This is a genomic window from Collinsella aerofaciens, from assembly GCF_015670795.1.
GTDB lineage: Bacteria > Actinomycetota > Coriobacteriia > Coriobacteriales > Coriobacteriaceae > Collinsella > Collinsella aerofaciens_Q.
The window spans coordinates 1-20734 of record NZ_JADPCJ010000015.1 but is presented as its reverse complement, the minus strand read 5'-3'; the positions used below and the strand labels follow the sequence as shown (position 1 = coordinate 20734).

The following is a 20734-nucleotide window of genomic DNA, read 5'->3' as shown; positions in this document are numbered from 1 at the left end:
ACGGGGCTTTTTGACTACTTTTGCCCTTCTGCCCACCAAATGATTTTTCTGGGACGAGGATTTAATAATCATTTGGCTGCCCGCTGGCTAAGTGAGTAGACTTTTTTGGAAATGCCGAGCACCCAACATATTTGCCTCAATAAAACCGCAGGTCACAGACTTGTGGTTTGTCGGTGTGGTCGGGGATTCGGTAAAAGTCTACTCACTTAGTTTTGCGTGATGCATATTGTCCGCAACGAGACCCCAGCCGGGGAGATTCCATCGCAAATTCCGGTACCGGGGGCAGCTAATTAGGCGCCGTATGGGTTGCGGTCGCGTTCGATGCGTTGGCGGATGTGGGCGTACTCGATAATCAGTAGCACCAGGAGCAGGGCCATGATGGCTAGGTAGCTCACCACAGCGCCCATCAGACCCAGCAGCTTAATCAGGATCACCGGCAGCACCACGCTTACGGCGAAGCAGATCAGGTAGATCTTGGTGACGTCGTCGGCGTGGCGCAACACCGTGATGATGGCGTAGATAAAGTCGATTGCCGCGGTGACGCCGCCGGCGACAACCATTAGCAGCGCCAGCGTGCGGTAGCGCTCAAAGTTAAGGCCGTACATAAAGCTCATGATGGGGATGCCGGGGCCTGCCATAAATGCGGCGCACGCTCCGGTAATGACCACGATTAGTGCCATAACGGCAATAATAATCAAGTCAAAGCGGCGACGCTTGCGTGGATTCGCCCAAATACTCGACAGGCGCAAAAGCTGCGGTTTATAGATAAATCCGATGCTCAACAAAATGGCCTGCGCCGGAAAGAACAGGGCATTAAAGTACAGCTGATACTTGTAGGCCAGCGTGCCTTCCATCACAAACTTGGGCATGCTCTCGATGAGGTTGAACAGGAACAGTGCACCAAAGAGCGGGGCGCACTGGATAAACAGGTGGCCAGCCTCGCGCAGACTCATGCGGCGTGATTTTTCGGTTTCGAGCAGGGCGAGCGGGGCGGTGACCAGCACGAGCGAGGCGATGGCGGTGACACCCATGGCCATGGCCGCGATGGGCATGCTGCGTGTGAGGAACAGTGCCACGCTAAAGACCGCGATGACGCCGGCGGAGCGCAGCGTTTGGCTCATGCCGGCCAGGTAGAGCTTGTCGGCCTGCTGCAGGCGGCCCTCGTACACGTCGGCGATGCCGTCGACCACCTTATAGAGGTAGACGCCCAGGCCGATCGTGGCCATCTGCGCATCGTAGCCGCGGGCGCTGCTGTATACCAGGCCGCATGCCAACGCGAGCGCTCCGCAGAGCCAGCGGTTGAGCTGGTAGGAGGCGAAGGAGGTTTTTTCATCGATGTCCGAGACCTGAAAGTTGCGCACGCCGTAGTTGCACGCGATCATGATGAGCGTGCCGGTGACAAAGGCGATGGAGAACTTGCCGGCCTCCTCGGCGCCCACGAGCTGCGTCGACACAATGGTGAGCAGCGGAAACGCCATCCCCCATACGGCGGTGCCCAGAGTATTCCAAAGGTAGTCGCGACGGGTGGCGTGATCTTCGTACTCGGCTTCTTGCGTGGAGAAGCCGCCGCCGTAGACGGCTCCGAGAAGGCGGTTCCACCAGGCATTGACCATGCGGTGGATGGGGCCGGGCTCGCGATTGCGCTCGCGGCGACGGCGCGTGGTCTGGCTGGTGTCGGGACCGCCGGCGTTACGCTGGCTTAGCTCTTGGATTCGTGCAAGCTCCTCGGCGGTGTGCGATGCGGGGAACAGGCCGTTCTCGATGCGTCCGCCCTGTCCGTGCGCCCCACCCGATACGGTGGGGTCGGCGACGCCATTGCGGCGGGCGATGGTGCGGCGGATGCTATCGAGGGGCGTGATGCTCAAGACGATTCCTTTCTCTTACTGCGCTCTAGTATAGTCGCGGTGGTGTCCATTCGTGTTTTTGAACAGGTTGTTCAATAATTTCGGCGGGCGGATGTAATTTGTCGGTAAACGTGCGGTATCCTTTTGAAGTTTTGTGACCCCCCGATGCCGCTTGCGCGGTACCAAGGAGTTTTTACCCATGGATGTCGCTGCGTTTTTGCTGGCTCTTGTGCCGATCATCTGGCTCGTCGTGATGCTGCTGTGCTTTAAATGGCCGGCTTGGAAGGCCGCCATTGGCTCGTTTGCCCTTTCGTGCGTGCTCGCCTTTGCGTGGTGGCATCTGCCGGCGGCGCAGATAGCCACGGCCTCGCTCGAGGGCTTTTTGATGGCCCTGTGGCCCATCGTGCTCGTGATTATCGCCGCGGTGTTCACGTATAACCTGTGTGTGCGCACGGGCGCCATGGACGTGATCGGCAGCATGATTACCTCCATCAGCAGCGACCGCCGTCTGTTGGCGCTGCTCGTGGCTTGGTGCTTCGGTGGCTTTATGGAGGGCATGGCTGGCTTTGGCACTGCCGTTGCCATTCCCGCCGGCATGCTCGCGGGCCTTGGTTTTGAGGCCGTGCCTGCCGTGCTGATCTGCCTGCTGGCCAACGGCGTGCCCACGCCCTACGGCTCCATTGGCATCCCCACGGTGTCCGTTGCCGACCTGGTGGGTCTGGATTCCCTGCACCTGGCGACCGTTCAGCTGGTGCAGCTCGCGCCCTTCTTTGTGGCGATGCCGCTGCTTATTGTGCTGGTTGCGGGTCGTGTTGCCGATGACCAGGGCAATGTTGCGAGCGTGAGCGAGCGCCTGCACGGCGTGGCCGGCGTGGCACTGCTTTCCGGCGTGTCCTTTGTAGGTGCGGCCCTGGTCGTTGCCATGTTTGTGGGTCCCGAGCTGGCCGTGGTCGTGGGCTCCATCGTGTCACTCGCGCTGACTGCCGCGCTTGCCATGCGCGCCGAGAAGTCCGGTCACCTGGACGCGCGCTTCCATATGAATATCGAGGCCGGCGAACAGCTCACCGTTAAGTCGGCGCTTTCTGCTTGGTCGTGCTTCATCCTGATTTTTGTGCTGCTGCTGGGTACCTCCAACCTGGTTCCCGTCGTGCACGCCGCGCTCGTGCCGTTTGCGAGCCACGTGCAGGTGTATTGCGGCGAGAACCCCGGTACGCTTACGTTTTCGTGGATCAACACACCGGGTGTTTGGATCTTCCTGGCCGCGTTTATCGGCGGTGCGATTCAGGGCGCTTCGCCGCGTCTGATGGGCGAGGTGCTGGCCGCGACCGTCAAGCAGATGATGCCGACGGTAATCACGATGCTTTCGGTGCTGGGCTGCGCCAAGGTGATGGGCTATGCGGGCATGATCTCGTCAATCAGTGCGTTTTGCATTGCCGTCGCCGGTGGGCTGTACCCGATTCTGGCTCCGTGGATCGGTGCCGTCGGTGCGTTCGTGACCGGTTCGGGCACGTCCTCGGGCATGCTGTTTGGTCCCATTCAGAGCCAGGCCGCTTCGGCGCTGGGTGTGAGTGACTACTGGATGGTCGCGCTGAACGCCCTGGGTGTCGCCGCCGGTAAGATGATTTCGCCGCAGACCCTCGCCATTGGCCTTGCCGCCGTTCACGTGCGCGGTAAGGACGCCGAGCTTCTGGGCGCGGTGCTGCCCTACGCCGCCGGCATGCTGGTCCTCATGAGCGCCATTGCCATGCTCGGCCAAGGCCTGCCGCTGTAGCCGGCACTTTGGGAACGTCCCTAAGTGCCGGCAGCTGGGGACACTCCTTGGCTGTTGCCTGTTCAAGAGTGTCCCCAACGACTAGTCGTTTAAGAACGTCCCTAATGACTAGGCCGCTTGCGTGCGATTTTTGACCGTTGAGCGGGCGCTTCGCCGTTGCCGCAAAAACGTTTTTGCATATCGGGTACAACGGGCTTTACGTGAGTAAAGTGCGCGCCGCGTCCACGTGTCGCGTTTTTAAAGGAGGCCCCATGCCTGGTGTTACCCCTGCAGAAGTTCTGTCCAACTTTGGCATTACACTGGTCGAAGATCCCGCCGAGAATCAGCCCCGCCTGCTGGTTGACCTGCCGGCAGCCGAGCTCGTCGAGCACGCCATCCGCCGCAACGAAGGCCGCATGGCCTCCAACGGCGCGCTGGTGATCGAGACGGGGGAGCGCACTGGCCGCTCGCCCAACGACCGCTTTATTGTTGATACGCCCGACGTGCACGACAAGATTGCCTGGGGTGCCGTCAACCGCCCGCTTTCTGCCGAGAGCTACGAGGCCATCAAGGCCGGCATCGTCGACTATCTCAACGAGCGCGACGTGTTCGTCACTCGCGGTATGGCTGGTGCCGATCGTAATCACACGCGCCGACTGCTTGTTGCCTGCGAGCGCGCAAGTCAGGCGCTCTTCATCAAGCAGATGCTCGCCCGCCCGCTCGCCCGCGAAATCGCGCGTACCGGCGAGCCGGACTTCTGCGTGCTCGCCGCGCCGGGCTACCAGTGCGACCCTGCCATCAAGGGCCTCAACTCCAGCGCCGCGGTGATCATCAACTTCCAGGAGCGCGTGATTCTGGTCGCGGGCACCGGCTACTCCGGCGAGATCAAGAAGTCCATCTTCAGTGTCATGAACTACCTGCTGCCCGTCGAAGACGACGTTCTGCCTATGCATTGCTCGGCCAGTATGGATCCCGTCACGCACGAGACCGCGGTGTTCTTTGGCCTGTCCGGCACCGGCAAGACCACGCTTTCGGCCAATCCCACGCGCCTGCTGATCGGCGATGACGAGCACGGCTGGTCCGATATGGGCATCTTTAACGTCGAGGGCGGCTGCTACGCCAAGTGCGAGGGCCTGGATGCGTTCCACGAGCCCGAGATCTTCAACGCCGTTCGCTTTGGCGCCATCTGTGAAAACGTGGTACTCGATGAGAATCGCAAGCCTAACTACGACGACGTCTCGATCACGCACAATACGCGCGTGGCCTACCCTGTGGAGCATATCCCCAACGCGTGGACCAGGGGCATGGGCACCACTCCGAGCGTCGTGCTGTTCCTGACCTGCGACGCCTTTGGCGTGTTGCCGCCCATCTCGCGCCTGACGGCCGACGCCGCCATGTACCACTTTGTGACGGGCTTCACCGCCAAGATCCCCGGCACCGAGGTCGGCGTCACCGAGCCCACGCCCACGTTCTCCTCGCTGTTTGGCGAGCCGTTTATGCCGCTCGACCCCATGGTCTACGCTAAGATGCTCGGCGAGCGCATCGCCGACGGCCGCACGCGCGTCTACTTGGTCAACACCGGCTGGATTGGCGGCGGTTATGGCGTGGGCCATCGCATCGAGCTGGCCTACACGCGCTCACTGGTCGCTCGCGCCCTCGACGGTACCATCGAGGACAGCGAGTTTGTGCACGACGATATCTTTAATGTCGACATTCCCACCACGTGCCATGGCGTGCCCGACGGCATCCTGGTGCCGCGCCAGTACTGGCAGAGCACCGCGCGCTACGACGAGGCAGCTCACAACCTGGCGGTGATGTTCGAGGAGAACTTCGAGAAGAAGTACTCGCACCTGCCCGAGTCCGTCAAGGCCGCCGGCCCGCACGCCCAAGTGTCCGCCGAGGCCCGTCATCGCGGCCGCGGCCTGCTGGGATTCCGCCACTAGCGTCGCCGCAAGTCCATAACCACCACAAAGGGGACAGTTACCTTTGTGGTGGTTTTGCTTGGGCGGATGACTCAGGTTACAATACGCCTGACATATCGCCCCCTTCTCCGGATGGGGGCAGCGCAAGCGCTCTTGTGGCGGCACCGTAGGACTTTGAAGGTGGCCGCTGTGAGGGCGCTTTTTGTTTAGGCGCCCTCACTCGGGCGCGCACAATGAAGGGAGAGCGTATGAAGGGCTTTGTTGCCGAGAATTCGTTTTGGGAGCTGTTTCCACAGGCGGCGGTCGGCGTCGTGGTCGTAAAGGGCATGAAGCCCGCGGCTCAGATTCCCCAGGAGGACGTGGATGCCATTGCCGCGTTGCTCGACCGCGCCAATATCGAAGCGGAGCGTCGCCTGACGAGCGATACCATCAGCGAGAACGCGCCGGTGAAGGCTTGGCGTGACGCGTACCGGCTGTTCAAGACTAAAAAGGGCGCCCGCTGCTCGATCGAGAACTTGCTCAAGCGCGTGCTCAAGGGCAAGCCGGTCGGTCATATCACACCGGCGGTGGATATTTACAACACGGTGTCGTTGACCTATGCGCTGCCCGTGGGAGGCGAGGATCTGCATGCGATTGAGGGAGACCTTCGCTTGAAGGTGACCGACGGCGGCGACGCGTTCTTGCCACTTGGCGAGGAGGCGGATGATCCGACGCTGCCCGGTGAGCTTGCTTATATCGATGATGCGGGCGCCGTGTGCCGTTGCTGGAACTGGCGCGATGGCGTTCGCACGGCGCTGTCCGACGATTCGGCGGACGCATTTCTGGCGATTGAGTGCGTGGAGCCCGAGCGGATGGGGGATTGCCAGGCCGCCATCGATCGCTTGGCCGAGCTGCTCGAGCGCTATCTGGGAGCGACGGTTGTCGTTAAGACGCTTGTGACCCGCGACAATCCCTGCGTGGAGCTGTAGCGGCGCCTAGAACCTATTGATGCCCCAGACCACCACAAAGGTGCCTGTCCCCTTTGTGGTGGTTTTTATGTTGATGGGTTAACAATTGGGTCGCGTGGAGGCGGCAGTCGCTGAGTACGGCTAAGATGTTTACCCGTTAGCATCATGCAAGCGAAAGGCGGTCGTCTCCCATGCAGCAGAACGACGAGACACGTTTCGAGGATTTTGTCGGACTGATTAGCGGGCTGTACAAGGAGATCCAGCGCATTAAGACGTCTGAGGGCGCAAGGCTGGGCCTCAAGGGCTCCGACGTTATGTGCCTGTACTACCTGGAGCGCAGCAAGGACGGCATGACCGGCGCCGATCTGGCTCGCGTGGCCGGCGTGACGCGCGCTGCCGTTTCGCGCACGCTGGCGCACCTGGAGGAGGGCGGCTTTGTCGAGGTTGATGACTCGGGCGATGCTGCCGTCAAGTACCGCGCACCGGTTCGCCTGACCACGCTGGGTGGCGAGAGCATGAACGAGGCCGACCGTATCATCCACGACGTGCTCGACACCACCGGTAAGGCCATGGGCGTGGAGCAGCGCGAGCAGATGTATGCGTCGCTGCGTACGATTCTCAACACCCTGCGCGAGATCTAAGGCCGCCAAGGCATTTGCTTCCCATTAACAACTGCATAGTCCCGTTTGAGCGCGTATACCGTGCCGGGGCAATGCTGTCTAAATTCCCCGCGCGAGACCTGCGCAAGAAAGGATTTGTTATGTCCGTCCGCATTATTACCGATTCCGCAAGCGATATGTCGCCGGCGGAGCACCCCGCTCTGCGTGTTCTGCCGCTGTCCGTCACCTTTGGCACCGATGTGTACATGGATGGCGTCGACATCGATCACCAGCGCTTTTACGAGATGCTCGTGGAGCGCGATGAGCTGCCCAAGACCGGCCAGGTCAACCCGTACGCGTTTTCGCAGGCGATTGCCGAGGCGCGTGAGGCCGGCGACGAGGCCGTGATTATTACCGTGGGCGCCAAGCTTTCGGGCACCAATCAGAGCGCCCGTACCGCACTTGCCGAGGCGCCGGGCGGCGACGTGTTCGTCGTGGACAGCAATAACGTGACCTTGGGAGAGCGCGTGCTGGTCGAGTATGCGCTGCGCCTGGTTGATGAGGGCCGTAGTGCGGCCCAGATCGCGGCAGCGGTCGAGGCCGTGCGCGACCGCGTGGTGGTTATCGGCCTGCTCGAGACGCTGGAGTATCTGGTGCGTGGCGGTCGTCTGTCTGCTGCGGCCGGCGCCGTGGGTACGCTGCTCAACGTGAAGCCGGTCGTGGCCGCCGAGGACGGCCTCATCGTGCAGCTGGGCAAGGCGCGCGGTTCCAAAAACGGTAGAAACCTGTTGAACCAGAAGGTCGAGCAGGCGGGCGGCGTCGACTTCTCCATGCCGCTGGCGCTCGGCTATACGGGCCTTTCGGATGCGGTGCTCAAGAAGTATGTCGAGGACAGCGCGGCACTGTGGGCTGGCCACACCGAGGGCGAGTTGCCCGTTCACACCATCGGCGCCACCATCGGCACCCACGTAGGCCCCGGCGCCGTCGCCGTAGCCTTCTTCCAGCCCGCTAACTAACCGATCTGCCATAAACCACCACAAAGGGGACAGGCACCGTTGTGGTGGTTTATGCTTTTCCGGGTGGAAGGGAGCGAGCAATGGCGTCTGAGGGCTTTTTTGAACGGGTGTACGAGGTGGTCGAGCAGATCCCCGAGGGGATGGTCGCCACGTATGGCCAGGTGGCGCTGCTTGCCGGTCGTCCACGAAGTGCGCGGTACGTGGGGTATGCCCTGCATAGTAATCCGCGCCCCGGCGAGATTCCCTGTCACCGCGTGGTGTTTGCCGACGGGCGCATATGCGAGGGCTTCGCTTTTGGCGGTCCCGATGCTCAACGTGAGCTTTTGCTAGGGGAGGGTGTGGCGTTTAAGGACGACATGCACGTCGACTTGGCCGCCTGTCGCTGGCCTGCCGGGCTCTAGCGGTTCTGCCGTGGCGAAAACCACCACAAAGGCGCCTGTCCCCTTTGTGGTGGTTTTACGCTGTAGGTTTACCAGAGCTAACTTATGGAGAAGGTGTGGTGGCGTACTTTGCCGTCAGAAAGTAAACCACGGTGAACTATATTGGTTTCAGCAACGGAGCAGGCAATAGGCGATGAAAAAGCCTGCCCTGTTGAGTTTGATTCGCATTCCTCCCCTCTGTGCGATTCAACGGTGTACTTCGGGAACAGGCCCGCTGGCAACTAGCTGCCGGCGGGCCTGTTCCTGTTTGTCGAGGGGGTGCGATGGACGGAGTCGAAGCGGTCCGGCTCCAAAAAAGGCGGACGCCGTAGCGCCCGCCCTAAAGCAATCGAAAACTCAAGCCAGCAAATCGGTCTAGTACACCATGCCCATGGCGTCCTGAACCTCTGCCAGGGTCTGCTCGGCGATCTCGTTGGCGCGACGGTTGCCCTCGTGCAGCACGTCCTTCACGTAATCCAGATCGTTCTCGTAGCGCTGGCGACGCTCGCGGATAGGTGCGAAGTACTCGTTGACGACCTCGGTCACGTACTTCTTGAGCTGGCCGGAGCCGCCCATGCCGATCTCCTCGGCAATCTCGACCTCGGAGCGACCGGTGCAGATGGCGGCTGTCGAAAGCAGGCCAGACACGCCGGGGCGGTTCTCGGGATCGAACGTGATCATGCGCTCAGAGTCGGTCTGGCTTTTCTTGATGCGCTTGGCCGTCTCCTCAGCGGTCATCGAGATGTTGATGGCGTTGCCGTAGCTCTTGCTCATCTTGCGACCGTCAAGGCCGGGAAGCAGCGGGGTCTCGGACAGCAATGCGTCGACCTCGGGAAATACCTTGCCGTAGCGGTTGTTAAAGCGGCGGGCGATGGTGCGGGTGAGCTCGATGTGCGGCAGCTGGTCGCGACCGACGGGCACGACGTTGCCCTTGCAGAACAGAATGTCGCAGGCCTGGTGCACCGGGTAGGTGAGCAGAAGGCCGGTAAGCTCGTGGCCCGAGGCCTCCATCTCGGCCTTGACCGTGGGGTTGCGCGCCAGCTCGGCCTCGGACACCAGCGACAGGAACGGCAGCATGAGCTGGTTGGCGGCGGGCACGGCGGAGTGCGCGTAGATCATGGTCTTGTCGGGGTCGATGCCGCAGGCAAGGTAGTCCATGACCATGTTGTACACGTTGTCCTGGATGTGCTCGGTGGTGTCGCGGTCGGTGATGACCTGGTAGTCGGCGATGAGTACGTTGGTCCTGGCGCCCATGTTCTGCAGCTCCACGCGGCCCTTGAGGGTGCCAAAGTAGTGACCCAGGTGCAGACGGCCGGTGGGGCGGTCGCCGGTAAGCATGGTGAACTTCTCGGGCGTATTGGCCAAGCCCTCGCGAATGGCGTTGCTCTTTTGCAGCGCGACTTCGTAGCTGTTCTCGTTTGGCATGATTGCTCCTAACGTTCGTTCGCAGGTTTTGATGATAGCGTGTTTATTGAGAGGGGTGGGCGTGAGTGGGTGAGGGACTGCCAGGGGCCGGCTTTCAAGTCCGCCGCGGCGTTCGCGCGAACGGCTGCCAACGCCTTGGCACATCCTCGGCAGCTTGCCCTAGAGCTTGTGGTGGCGCTCTTCTTTGCGCTCCTCGGCTGCCTGCTCCTCCTGCTTAAAGGCGGGGTCGTCGGGGGTGACCAGTTCGTCCTCGTGCGTGCGCTTGTTGTAATGGTGGCGCAGCACGGGTTCAAACAGGTGCAGGTGCTTGGCAAAGGCCGCCGAGCCAATGGCAAGCACGGTAAAGATGAGCACGCGCATGGGCGCCTCGACCTGATTGATGGCGGCGGCGCCGGCCGAAAGCATAATGCACCAGGCATAGATGAGCAGCACAGCCTGTTTTTGGTTGTAGCCTTTTTGGATCAGGCGGTGGTGGATGTGGCCCTTGTCGGCCTGCCCGATGCTAATGTGGGCGCGCTTGCGGCGCACGATGGCGCTAAACGTGTCGATGATAGGCACGCCGGCAACGATGAGCGGGATGATAAGCGAGGTGAGTGCGGCGGTGCGGCTCACGTTGAGCAGCGAGATGGAGCCCAGCGCAAAGCCCAGAAGCAGCGACCCCGAGTCGCCCAAGAAGATGCTTGCGGGGTTGAAGTTGTAGCGCAAAAAGGCCAGACAGGCGCCAAAGAGCGCAATGGAGAGCGCGGCGGCGTCGATGCGGCCCGAGAGAACGGCCATCGAAAACATGGTGAACGAGGCGATGCCGCAGATGCCCGTGGCCAAGCCGTCGAGGCCGTCGATGAGGTTAATGATGTTGGTGAATGCCACCAGATAGATTACGGTGATGGGGTAGGCGAGCCATCCGAGCATGATCTCGCCGGGAGCAAACGGGTTGACGATGACGCCGATTTTTAGGCCGCCCATGCAGGCGATAAGCGCGGCGAGGACCTGTCCGGCCAGCTTTTGCTTGGGCGTGAGCTGGAAGACGTCGTCGATAGCGCCGGTCGCAAAGATGACGGTAAAGGAGAGCGTCAGCATGGGATAGCTAATGTGAAGGCGCGGGTGCGGCACCAGGACGGGTGGCCAGCCTAGGTACCAGGTGCCTAGGATTTGCACAATGCAGGCAACGACCAGGCCCAAAAACACCGCCGTTCCGCCCAAACGCGGGATGGGCTTGGTGTTGATGCGGCGCTTAGAAGGATAGTCGACGGCATCGAGCTTAATTGCCAAGCGCTTGACCAGGGGCACCGCGAGGAAGGTCGTGATAAAAGCCGCCGCTGCCACGCATAGGTACGGTATGTAGCTCGGGGATGAAGCCATGAATCTAAAAACCGCCAAGCGTCGAAGGAAAAGGTCAAAGGTTGCTACGCGGAAATGGCATAGCTGTCCCATGATACTCGACCGAGGGGGGTGCGGAGGTTTGCACCGTGCGATTATCACGCGCATACCAGATATTGGAATGTTGTCGATGGCTTGTCGGGATGCCGGCGGGGATCCATATGGACTGTATGGTGATTTTCGGCAAAAGAAAACCACCCCCCACGTTACGAAAATGAACCCACCTAAAACAGGTGGGTGCCCTCATCGACTGTTCCAGCGTCCTTAACAACGAAGGATACCTGTACTAGGCACGACTGTGTGGGCTCCCTAAATAAACGCGACGGTTCACCCAGTTGCTCCGCGGGGGGCGGAATAACTACATCATAAAGCGGCACTTTATCGATTCCAGTCTTGACATTACAAAAATCGTGTCGGACGATTACGGCGCCTTAGGGACGGAGCCGTCTACCCGGTCTGGCCCTTTACGTTTGAGCTGCTGAATCGTTGTTTTGGAGCATGTTTTTATGCCGACGTCGTTGACCGAACTTTTTTCGCCCGCCTGCCATTTGTGTCCGCGCCGTTGCGGTACGGCGCGCGATGAGGGCGCGCACGGCGTCTGCGGTGCTAACGACACGCTCAAGGTGGCCCGCGCCGCGCTTCATATGTGGGAGGAGCCGCCTATCTCGGGCGAGGCCGGTTCGGGCGCGATCTTCTTTAGCGGTTGCTCGCTTAAATGTATCTACTGCCAGAACCACGAGATCTCGACCGGCAATTTTGGCCTTGAGATTTCGCCTGAGCGCCTGGTCGAGATTATGCTGGAACTGCAGGACCAGGGTGCCAACAACATCAATTTGGTGACGGCGACGCACTATGCGCACCTGTTGCCTGCCGTGATTGCCGCGGCACGGGCGCGCGGACTGGTTATCCCGATCGTCTACAACACGAGTGGTTACGAGCGCGCGAGTGCCGTGGCGGCGCTGGGCGACCTGGTCGATGTGTGGCTTACCGACTTTAAATATGCCAATGCCGGGCTTGCGCAGTCGCTCTCTCATATAAAGGACTACCCACGTGTGGCCGTGTCAGGCCTGGCTCAGATGGCGCGCGAGATCGAGCGCCGCGGGGGAGAGATGGTGGATGAGGGCGGGCTCATGAAGCGCGGCATGATTGTGCGCCATCTGGTACTGCCGGGACATGCAGACGATTCGTGTCGCGTGCTGGACCTGGTGTGGCAGACGGTGGGCGATGTGCCGATCTCGGTCATGAACCAGTACACGCCCAATGCACTTATGCGCGAGCAGGGCGGCGACCTGGCGCGTGCCGTGACGCGCGAGGAGTACGAGCAGGTGCTCGACCATGCCGACGACCTGGGTTTTACGACGATGTTCTGGCAAGAGGGCGGCGCGGTAGACGAGAGCTTCACCCCGGCCTTCGACACCACCGGTGTTCTTACCAGCGCAAAGTAGTGCGTTCGTCGATGATTTTTCTGGGACGGGGATTAAAAAATCATCGAGAGGATCGCCTGTTCGAAAAGTTGTCAAAATAGCCGCGCTCCAAAAAGACTGGTTATTGGGCGTTGACAGTTGGCGAGCCGTAGGTAAAATATCGACTTGTCCTGGGGACGTAGCTCAGTTGGGAGAGCGCTGCCGTCGCATGGCAGAGGCCGAGGGTTCGACTCCCTTCGTCTCCACCCTTGGATTTGATAAGCCGCTGACATTGTGTCGGCGGCTTTTTTTAAAAGAAAGGGCTGTACCATGGCCGAGCTTGAGTCCCAACCATTGTCCGACGAGGAGCGCGCTGAGTTGGAAGAGCTCCGCGCCGAGAAGGCCCGCCGCGAGGCTCGTGAAGAGGCCCGTCGCGAGCGTGAGGAGCTGGCTGTCCTGCGTGCCGAGCGTGCGAAGGCCGAGGAGATCGCCGCGAACGCCGCATCCGCATCGGCGCCCGCGCCCGCACCCAAGCCCGCTGCTGCGAAGCCTGCACCTGCCGCGCCCAAACCTCAGCCTAAAAAGGCCGCTTGTCCCAAGTCCGTCGAGCCTAAGCCGAGTCGTGACGAGATGACCTTTGCCCAGCGCATGGTTACCTCCAAGGAGCCTACGGGCGAGAACGAGATCCCTGGCATGGCGCCGGCTCAAAAAATCATCATTGTCCTTGCCCTCATCGCGTTTGTCATCTTTATGGGCTACACGATCCTGACCAGCATGGGCCTGCTCTAACCGATTTGCATCGGGCGTCATGTCCGCATGCTCTGCTCTCGTCCAACCCTCAAATTCTGCACCACACATCCGAAAGGTCGCCCCATGGCTTTGACCGACATCTCTCATCCCACCGACATCGCAATGCTCACCGATCTGTACGAGCTCACTATGGCCCAGGGCCTGTGGGAGAGCGGCAAGGCCAATGAGCAGGGTTGTTTTACCGCGTTTTACCGCGACCATCCCTTTGGCAGCGCCTATGCCGTCATGTGCGGCACCGCCGAGCTGCCCGAGCTGGTCGAGAATCTGCGCTTTACGCCCGAGGACATCGACTACCTCGCCTCGCTCCAGGCCCCTGCTGGCGGTGCGATGTTCAAGTCTGGATTCCTCGACTACCTGCGCGATTTTCGTGCGCATGTAAACATCGACGCCGTGCCCGAGGGCGAGCTCGTCTTTCCGCGCGAGCCCATGGTGCGCGTCACCGGCCCCGCGCTGGAGTGCCAGCTGCTCGAGACGGCGCTGCTCAACATCGTCGGGTTCCAGACGCTTGTCGCCACCAAGACGGCGCGCGTGGTGCTTGCCGCCGACGGTCGCCCCGTGGCGGAGTTTGGCCTGCGCCGAGCCCAGGGTCCCGATGGCGGCCTGGCCGTCGCGCGCGCGAGCTACGTCGCCGGCTGCTCCTCTACGTCCAATGTGCTCGCCGGCCGCCGCTACGGTATTCCCGTCTTTGGCACGCATGCGCACAGCTGGGTGATGAGCTTCGATTCCGAGCTCGAGGCCTTCCGTGCCTTTGCCAAATCGAGCCCCAAGAACTGCACGCTGCTCATCGACACCTATGACGTGCGCGAGGGCTGTGAACATGCCATTACGGTTGCCAAGGAGATGGAAGCGGTGGGCGAGCGCTTGTCGGCCATTCGCATTGACTCCGGCGACCTCGCCAAGCTCTCCAAGTATGTTCGCGGCCGTTTTGATGCCGAGGGCCTGCCCTATGTGGGGATCTCGGTTTCTAACGATCTGGATGAGTACACGATTCAGTCGCTGCTCGACCAGGGCGCGCCCATCGACAGTTTTGGCGTGGGTACCAAGCTCGCGACCTGCTATGACCAGCCGGCGCTGGGCGGCGTGTACAAGCTTTCCGCCCGCCGTGCGAGCGAGACAGATCCATGGACGCCGGTGGTCAAGCTCTCCGAGCAGCCCTATAAGCGCACGATCCCGGGTGTGCAACGCGTGCGCCGTTATTACGACGGCTTTGGCGGCCCAGTCTGCGACATGATCTACGACGAGGACCATCTGGCGGGGGAGGGCGCCGCGCGCGGCAATACCCTCGTGGCCGTGAATGATGCCGCCCTGGTGACCGACGTGTCCGAACTTGAGTATCGCGAGCTGCTGGTGCCGATCGTGCGCGATGGCAGTGCGGTGGCTCCGCGTGAGAGCATCCAGGACGCGCGCGAGCGCTGTGCTTGGGCGCTCGATCATCTGGACGCAGCTTTCAAGCGCTTCCTGTACCCGCAGACCTATGTGGTGGGCATGGAGCAGGGCCTGGCTCAGGTGCGCGACGAGCTCGTGCGCAAGAACATGGCCGCGGCTTCTGCCTTTCCCTGGGCTCACTAATTTCTTGGGTGGTAGGGGCGAGTCACGCTCCCTTGGCCGCCAGCTCGGCCGTTCGCTGAACAGTTGATTGGTTTGACGTATGACGACTTCTTATAAAACGATGGTGGTAAAGATCGGTTCGTCCACGGTTGTGGGCACTGACGGCAAGGTCAACCGCTCCTTTATCGGCGGGCTTGCCGATCAGGCCGCAGCGCTGCGCAAGCTCAGCTGGCGTCTGGTCGTGGTGAGCTCGGGCGCTATCGCCTGTGGCTATCCCGTGCTGGGCTTCGACCGCAAGCCGGTCGGCGACCTGCCGAGCCTGCAGGCTTGCGCCTCGGCTGGTCAGTGCATCATCTCGTCGGCCTACGACGAGGAGTTCCATGCGCGCGACCTGCTCACCTCGCTCGTACTGCTCACGCGCCACGACACGGCCCGCCGCACGTCCTACCTGCATGCACGCGACGCCCTGCTGCGCCTGGTGGAGCTGGGCGTGGTGCCGGTCGTCAACGAGAACGATACCGTCACCGTCGACGAGATCAAGTTTGGCGACAACGACACGCTGGCGGCGCTTGTGAGCTGCCTGGTTTCTGCCGATCTGTGCGTGACGCTCTCGGACATCGATGGCCTCTATACCGCCAATCCGCACGAGGACCCCACGGCCGAGTTCGTCCCGGTCGTGCATAAGATCGATGCCAAGATTATCGCCTCGGCAGGCGATTCTTCGACTTCGGTGGGCACGGGCGGCATGATCACCAAGATTCGCGCGAGCCGCATTCTCATGACCGCGGGCATTCAGAGCGTGATTTGCTCGGGCGAGGAGCCCGATGCGCTCGTGCGCCTCGCCCGCGGCGAGAGCGTGGGCACGCTGTTCGATCCGCCGGCGGAGCGTCTGGACATCGCACCCCGCAAGCTGTGGATCGCACTGGGCGACAAGGCGCATGGCTCGGTGACGGTCGATGATGGTGCTGCGAAGGCGCTGGTCAGCCGTGGCTCTTCCTTGCTTGCGGTGGGTATTCGCGAGGTCGATGGCCAGTTTGCCGAGGGCGATGTGCTCGACGTGTGCGACCCGAGCGGCATGGTTGTCGCCCGCGGTATCGCCGAGGCCGATTCGGACGTGCTGGAGCTTGCAGCCGGACGCCGCCAGGACCAGATCGCCAGCAACCGCCTGCTCGCTAACCTGGCCGAGAAGCCTGCGATCCATCGAGACAACTTGATTGTATTTGCATAAAGAAAGACAGCGCTGCGGATCGTTTCCCGCAGCGCTGTCTTTCTCGTGCCGGAACCTGGGGACGTTCATTTTGTGCCGGCAGGTGGGGACACTCCTTTGCTAGAAGATCTGACGCAGGTCTCCGCGGTTGAGGGCTTCGTCGAAGAGGCGCTTGAACACCACGCTGCCGTGCAGACCGTCGTGCTCGAACTCGTTGGTCACCCAGGCATGCGAGTTGCCCACGCGGCTGAGCGTATCAAGCTGCAGGCCCGAATCCACGTACATGTCGTCGAAATACACCGCGGCCTGCAGGGGCACCTCGTTGCACGCCAGTCGCTGCGGGTCGTAAATCTTGTCCCAGCTGGTGTCTTCCATCAGCAGGTCCATGGCGGGCTTGAAGGGCTTGAGCTCGGGCATCTGCTCGAACATCCACGGGAACATGGCCTCGCCGGTAAACATGAGCGGGCGCGCGAGGGTGTCGAACTCGGCGCGGTGAGCCTTCTCTTCAGCCGCGGCCCAGCCAATGGGCATAGTGTTACCGTCGGCGTATATGAACTCCTGCAGCGTCCAGTACAGCGGATTCGTGCGCGTGTTGGTGCGCTCGAAGGCGCGCATCAAAAAACTGTCAGATACCGAGGCGTCGCAGGTCAGCGTGCCGTCGCCATCAACAAAAGCGTGATCGATAATCCAATGCATGCGGTCAAAGCTCGGCTTCATGCCAAAGTCGCTGCCCATGAGCTGTAGGCGCTCGACCGTCATCGGCGAGCCGTCGGGCAGCACGGGCTTCTGTGCCTCGAGCGCATCGGCCAGGGCTGCCACGCGATCGACGTCGGCGGGGTAGCGGTCGTAATACTGCTGCGTCTTGGCGGCCATGCGCGGGAAGGTGTGCACGTAGACCTCGCTGGCGCTCGCCGGCACGTGGGGGATGCCGCCGCAGGTAAAGCTCGCCGCCACGCCCTCGGGGAAGAGCGACAGATAGCTCAGCGTCAAAAAGCCGCCGTAGCTCTGGCCGAGCGTGACCCACGGCTTGCCGCCAAAGCCCACCAGTCGCAGGTATTCAAAATCGCGCACGATGGAGCTGGCGAGGTGGCGCTTGAGGAAGTCCGCCTGCGAGCGTGCTGTATCGGCGCCGGCGGCCGTTGCGCGATCACCCAGTGCCTTGATCGTGCGTCCGTCCACGCAGCTACTGCGTCCGGTGCCGCGCTGGTCGGGAAGGACCACGCGGAAGTGCTTGACGGCCTCCTCGATCCAGCCGTCGCTTGTGGGCGACAGCGGACGCGGGCTCTCGCCGCCGGGGCCGCCCTGCAAAAACAGGAGCAGTGGCAGATCGTCGTTGATGCGGTCGGGCGCGCAAACCACGCGGTAGAAGAGCTTGATGCTCTCGGGCGCGCCGGCGATGGGTGCCGGCATAGCGCCGCGGCGCATGGTGCTGCCGACGGCCAGGAGCATCGGCTCCAGGCCGCGCCAGTCAAGGGGGACGTCGATGCTGTGGTCCTCGACGTAAAGGCCGGGGACGTGGTACGAAGTGATGAGGGCCATGTGAGTCTTCCGTTCGTTGCGGTGTTTCGGGTTGACCAATTCTACCGCCGCGGGCGAGGCCATGCGCAAATCGGCTACCATGGTTGCAAACTTCTAGGAGAAAGGGCCGCCCATGTCGGTCGATATAGCCACGTATGTCCACGATCTTGCCGTTGCCGCCAAGGCAGCGTCGGCCTCGCTTGCCACGGCGAGCGATGAGCAGCGCCAGGAGGCCGTGCGCGCCATGGCCGCAGCACTGCGCAACGGTGTCGACTCCATCGTCGCCGCCAACGAGCTCGATATGTCCGCCGCGCGCGATGCGGGCACTTCGGCCGGTCTGCTCGACCGTCTGCTGCTGACGCCTGAGCGCGTCGAGGGCATGGCCGCCGGTTTGGAGAAGCTCGCCGAGCTGCCCGATCCCGTCGGCCGCGTGCTCGACCACCGCGTGCTTGCGAGCGGTGTGGACCTGACCCGCGTGAGCGTGCCGTTGGGCCTGGTCGCTATGGTCTACGAGGCGCGCCCCAACGTGACGGCCGACGCCGCAGGTATCTGCATCCGTACCGGCAACGCCTGCATTCTGCGCGGCGGCTCGCTGGCCTATCACTCGTGTGCCATGATCGCCGAGCTGCTGGCCGATGCGCTCGAGGCCAAGGGCTTCCCGCGCGAGGCCGTGTCGATGATCGAGTCCACCGACCGCGAGGCCACTGGCGAGCTCATGAAGCTCCGCGGTATCGTCGACGTACTCATTCCGCGCGGCGGTGCAGGCCTGATCCAGCGCTGCGTGCGCGAGTCGCTTGTGCCGGTGATCGAGACGGGCACGGGCAACTGCCACATCTACGTGCATGAATCCGCCGACTTTGATAAGGCGCTCAACATTATCGTCAATGCCAAGACCCAGCGCGTAGGCGTGTGCAATGCCGCCGAGTCGCTGCTGGTCGACCGTGCCGTTGCTGATCGCTTCCTGCCCGCAGTCGTTGCCGTGCTGCACGACCACGGCGTACTGATTCACGGCGACGAGGCCACGTGCGCCGCATGCGCCGACGCTGGGCTTGCCGAGGGCGACAACTACGTCGCCGCGACTGAGGAGGACTGGGGTCGCGAGTACCTGGCGCTCGAGATGAGCGTGAAGGTCGTGGCAAACGAGGACGAGGCCATCGCACACATCAATCGCTACGGCACGATGCACTCCGAGGCCATCGTTGCCGAGGACACGGATGCTTGCGAGCGCTTCCTCGATGCGGTCGATGCCTCGGCCGTGTACGCCAACGCCAGCACTCGCTTCACCGACGGCGGCGAGTTTGGCCTGGGTGCCGAGATCGGCATCTCGACCCAAAAACTCCACGCCCGCGGCCCCTTTGCCGCCGAGGCCCTCACCACCTACAAATACAAGCTCCGCGGCACCGGCCAGGTCCGCCCCTAAACCCCTCGTAAACGAAAAACCACCACAAAGGTGCCTGTGAACTGCGCCCCGAAACTTGGACTGAATAAATAGCGACTACGCCGCAAGGGCCCGGTTCCGGAACTCCTCCGGCGTCAGGCCCTTCAATCTTACCTGCCTGCGCCGCGTGTTCCAATGGGCTATGTACTCCTCCAGGTCGCGCTTGAAGTCCCCGAAGCTGCCCCACTCCCTGCCGCGGTAGAACTCGTCCTTCACGTGGCCGAAGAGCTGCTCGGTGGCGGCGTTGTCGATGCAGTTGCCCTTGCGCGACATGCTCTGGGTGATGCCCGCCCCCTCCAGCCTGGAGGCGTAGGACTCGTGCTGGTACTGCCAGCCCATGTCCGAGTGCATGGTCGGCGCCGCCCCGTCTGGCAGGGCCTCGAGGAGCCGGTCGAGCATCCTGTGCTGCTGGGCGAGGTCCGGCGAGGTCGATATGTCGCTCGCCACGATCTCCTTCGTGCAGAAGTCGAGCACCGGGGCCCAGTAGGCCTTGGCGCCGGCGACCTTGAACTCGGTGACGTCGGTGCCGAGCTTCTGCCACGGCCCCTCGGCGCCGAAGTCCCTCGCGACGACGTTCTCGAACGTGCTCCCCACGAGCCCCCTGTAGGAGCTGTACCGGCGGCGGGAGCCCCGGCGGCGTATCCCGCACCGGATGCCCATCTCGCGCATCATCTTGAGCACGGTCTTGTCGGCCACGACCGCGCCCAGCTCGGCGCGCAGGCACATGGCTATCTGCCGGTGCCCGCAGCCGTTGGCGGTGCGCGAGAATATCTCGGCCGCGGCGTCGCGCAGCTCGGGCCTGGTCGGCCTCCGCGGGTGCGCCAGCGCGTAGTAGTAGGTCGACCTCCTGAGCCCCGAGCACTCCAGCAGGTGGCGCAGGGAGTGCCCCTCCGCGCGCAGCGCCCTCACCGCCTCGGCCGCCGCCCTGGTCAGAGCCCGTCCCGCTCGACCAGGGCGCGCAATTTTTTTAGGTAGGCGACCTCGGCCTCGAGCCTGCGGCAGCGCTCCTCGAGCTCCTGCTCGCGGGTGCGGGCCCGGGGCTTCGACCTCGACCCCCTCGGCCTGCCCTTCGGTCCGGGCCGCAGCGCCTCGGCGCCGCCCTCGCGGTAGAGCCTGCACCAGCGCTCCAGCGGGGACTTCGACCTGATCCCGAACTCGGCCATGGCGTCGGTCTTCGCCATCCCGCCGTCGACCACGGCCGACGCCGCGGCGACCCTCTGCTCGAATGTGTACCTGGATTGTTTCCCGCCCATGGACAGCAGCGCCTCGCTTCCGAACGCCCGGTATACCCACTGCCATTCTCTCACGGTCTCGCGGGGGACGGACAGGGCCTCGGCCGCCGGCTTGCAGCCGACGCCGGCGTCGAAGAGCTCGACGGCCCGCCTCCTGGACTCCAGGTCGTGCTTCACCCTGAGGTCTATACTCATGGAAAACTGGAGTGGGAAGGATAAACTGGACTTTCTTTTAAGGATCCTCAAGCGTATTGCCGCTCGTATTCCACTGGAGACATG

Annotated in this window: 17 protein-coding genes and 1 tRNA gene; 12 read left to right on the top strand and 6 right to left on the bottom strand. The window is 62.5% G+C overall.

What is annotated here, in order from left to right; genetic code table 11:
- Positions 1–290 precede the first annotated feature (290 nt).
- The gene (locus I4W09_RS05870; protein WP_230318703.1) at positions 291–1865 is read right to left on the bottom strand and encodes a lipopolysaccharide biosynthesis protein; all 1575 of its coding nucleotides are present in this window, start codon (positions 1863–1865) and stop codon (positions 291–293) included.
- 178 nt (positions 1866–2043) lie between these two features.
- On the opposite strand from I4W09_RS05870, the gene I4W09_RS05865 reads away from it, so the two are divergent.
- The 6 genes from I4W09_RS05865 to I4W09_RS05840 all read left to right on the top strand — a co-directional run bounded on the left by I4W09_RS05865 (position 2044) and on the right by I4W09_RS05840 (position 8479).
- Positions 2044–3615: an L-lactate permease gene (locus I4W09_RS05865; protein ID WP_196032743.1), complete on the top strand. Its 1572-nt coding sequence runs from the start codon at positions 2044–2046 to the stop codon at positions 3613–3615.
- A 251-nt stretch (positions 3616–3866) separates the two neighbouring features.
- On the top strand, positions 3867–5537 hold the full coding sequence (gene pckA, locus I4W09_RS05860; protein ID WP_196032741.1) for a phosphoenolpyruvate carboxykinase (ATP): 1671 nt from the start codon (positions 3867–3869) through the stop codon (positions 5535–5537).
- Between the two features lie 227 nt (positions 5538–5764).
- Positions 5765–6484 (top strand): B3/B4 domain-containing protein, encoded by a 720-nt coding sequence (locus I4W09_RS05855; protein WP_196032739.1) that lies wholly within the window; start codon positions 5765–5767, stop codon positions 6482–6484.
- A 170-nt stretch (positions 6485–6654) separates the two neighbouring features.
- Positions 6655–7104 (top strand): MarR family winged helix-turn-helix transcriptional regulator, encoded by a 450-nt coding sequence (locus I4W09_RS05850; protein WP_196032736.1) that lies wholly within the window; start codon positions 6655–6657, stop codon positions 7102–7104.
- 119 nt (positions 7105–7223) lie between these two features.
- Positions 7224–8078 (top strand): DegV family protein, encoded by an 855-nt coding sequence (locus tag I4W09_RS05845; RefSeq protein ID WP_196032733.1) that lies wholly within the window; start codon positions 7224–7226, stop codon positions 8076–8078.
- An 80-nt stretch (positions 8079–8158) separates the two neighbouring features.
- On the top strand, positions 8159–8479 hold the full coding sequence (locus tag I4W09_RS05840) for an MGMT family protein (protein ID WP_196022493.1): 321 nt from the start codon (positions 8159–8161) through the stop codon (positions 8477–8479).
- Between the two features lie 393 nt (positions 8480–8872).
- On the opposite strand, the gene trpS is transcribed toward I4W09_RS05840, so the two are convergent.
- Both trpS and I4W09_RS05830 read right to left on the bottom strand, forming a co-directional pair.
- A complete protein-coding gene (gene trpS / locus I4W09_RS05835) occupies positions 8873–9922 on the bottom strand; it encodes a tryptophan--tRNA ligase (RefSeq protein WP_196032730.1) in 1050 nt (349 codons plus the stop codon).
- A 159-nt stretch (positions 9923–10081) separates the two neighbouring features.
- Positions 10082–11281: an MraY family glycosyltransferase gene (locus I4W09_RS05830; protein ID WP_196032727.1), complete on the bottom strand. Its 1200-nt coding sequence runs from the start codon at positions 11279–11281 to the stop codon at positions 10082–10084.
- Positions 11282–11805: 524 nt separating this feature from the next.
- On the opposite strand from I4W09_RS05830, the gene I4W09_RS05825 reads away from it, so the two are divergent.
- The 5 genes from I4W09_RS05825 to proB all read left to right on the top strand — a co-directional run bounded on the left by I4W09_RS05825 (position 11806) and on the right by proB (position 16288).
- Positions 11806–12744 carry a radical SAM protein gene (locus tag I4W09_RS05825; protein WP_196032724.1) on the top strand — a complete coding sequence of 313 codons (939 nt, stop codon included), beginning with the start codon at positions 11806–11808 and terminating at the stop codon, positions 12742–12744.
- A gap of 151 nt (positions 12745–12895) precedes the next feature.
- Positions 12896–12968: transfer RNA gene (locus I4W09_RS05820), tRNA-Ala, on the top strand.
- Between the two features lie 64 nt (positions 12969–13032).
- Positions 13033–13491: a hypothetical protein gene (locus I4W09_RS05815; protein WP_196032721.1), complete on the top strand. Its 459-nt coding sequence runs from the start codon at positions 13033–13035 to the stop codon at positions 13489–13491.
- Between the two features lie 84 nt (positions 13492–13575).
- Positions 13576–15081: a nicotinate phosphoribosyltransferase gene (locus I4W09_RS05810; RefSeq protein ID WP_196032717.1), complete on the top strand. Its 1506-nt coding sequence runs from the start codon at positions 13576–13578 to the stop codon at positions 15079–15081.
- A 79-nt stretch (positions 15082–15160) separates the two neighbouring features.
- Entirely contained in the window at positions 15161–16288 is a 1128-nt protein-coding gene (gene proB / locus I4W09_RS05805; RefSeq protein ID WP_196032714.1) for a glutamate 5-kinase, read from the top strand.
- Positions 16289–16387: 99 nt separating this feature from the next.
- Here proB and I4W09_RS05800 read toward each other — a convergent pair whose 3' ends face one another.
- Positions 16388–17806, bottom strand: coding sequence for an alpha/beta fold hydrolase (locus I4W09_RS05800; protein ID WP_196032711.1), 1419 nt, complete (start codon positions 17804–17806; stop codon positions 16388–16390).
- Between the two features lie 112 nt (positions 17807–17918).
- Here I4W09_RS05800 and I4W09_RS05795 point away from each other — a divergent pair, with 112 nt between their 5' ends.
- Entirely contained in the window at positions 17919–19205 is a 1287-nt protein-coding gene (locus tag I4W09_RS05795) for a glutamate-5-semialdehyde dehydrogenase (RefSeq protein WP_196032708.1), read from the top strand.
- Positions 19206–19280: 75 nt separating this feature from the next.
- On the opposite strand, the gene I4W09_RS05790 is transcribed toward I4W09_RS05795, so the two are convergent.
- On the bottom strand, positions 19281–20132 hold the full coding sequence (locus tag I4W09_RS05790; protein WP_371732501.1) for an IS3 family transposase: 852 nt from the start codon (positions 20130–20132) through the stop codon (positions 19281–19283).
- 20 nt (positions 20133–20152) lie between these two features.
- Positions 20153–20734, bottom strand: a 582-nt coding sequence (locus I4W09_RS05785; RefSeq protein ID WP_230318702.1) for a helix-turn-helix domain-containing protein, incomplete at its 5' end; no start/stop codon positions are given.

What these genes read in the sequence shown, in the direction of transcription:
- I4W09_RS05865 (WP_196032743.1), top strand. Translation starts at nt 2,044, where the DNA reads ATGGATGTCGCTGCGTTTTTGCTGGCTCTTGTGCCGATCATCTGGCTC.
- pckA (WP_196032741.1), top strand. Translation starts at nt 3,867, where the DNA reads ATGCCTGGTGTTACCCCTGCAGAAGTTCTGTCCAACTTTGGCATTACA.
- I4W09_RS05855 (WP_196032739.1), top strand. Translation starts at nt 5,765, where the DNA reads ATGAAGGGCTTTGTTGCCGAGAATTCGTTTTGGGAGCTGTTTCCACAG.
- I4W09_RS05850 (WP_196032736.1), top strand. Translation starts at nt 6,655, where the DNA reads ATGCAGCAGAACGACGAGACACGTTTCGAGGATTTTGTCGGACTGATT.
- I4W09_RS05845 (WP_196032733.1), top strand. Translation starts at nt 7,224, where the DNA reads ATGTCCGTCCGCATTATTACCGATTCCGCAAGCGATATGTCGCCGGCG.
- I4W09_RS05840 (WP_196022493.1), top strand. Translation starts at nt 8,159, where the DNA reads ATGGCGTCTGAGGGCTTTTTTGAACGGGTGTACGAGGTGGTCGAGCAG.
- trpS (WP_196032730.1), bottom strand. Translation starts at nt 9,922, where the DNA reads ATGCCAAACGAGAACAGCTACGAAGTCGCGCTGCAAAAGAGCAACGCC.
- I4W09_RS05830 (WP_196032727.1), bottom strand. Translation starts at nt 11,281, where the DNA reads ATGGCTTCATCCCCGAGCTACATACCGTACCTATGCGTGGCAGCGGCG.
- I4W09_RS05825 (WP_196032724.1), top strand. Translation starts at nt 11,806, where the DNA reads ATGCCGACGTCGTTGACCGAACTTTTTTCGCCCGCCTGCCATTTGTGT.
- I4W09_RS05815 (WP_196032721.1), top strand. Translation starts at nt 13,033, where the DNA reads ATGGCCGAGCTTGAGTCCCAACCATTGTCCGACGAGGAGCGCGCTGAG.
- I4W09_RS05810 (WP_196032717.1), top strand. Translation starts at nt 13,576, where the DNA reads ATGGCTTTGACCGACATCTCTCATCCCACCGACATCGCAATGCTCACC.
- proB (WP_196032714.1), top strand. Translation starts at nt 15,161, where the DNA reads ATGACGACTTCTTATAAAACGATGGTGGTAAAGATCGGTTCGTCCACG.
- I4W09_RS05800 (WP_196032711.1), bottom strand. Translation starts at nt 17,806, where the DNA reads ATGGCCCTCATCACTTCGTACCACGTCCCCGGCCTTTACGTCGAGGAC.
- I4W09_RS05795 (WP_196032708.1), top strand. Translation starts at nt 17,919, where the DNA reads ATGTCGGTCGATATAGCCACGTATGTCCACGATCTTGCCGTTGCCGCC.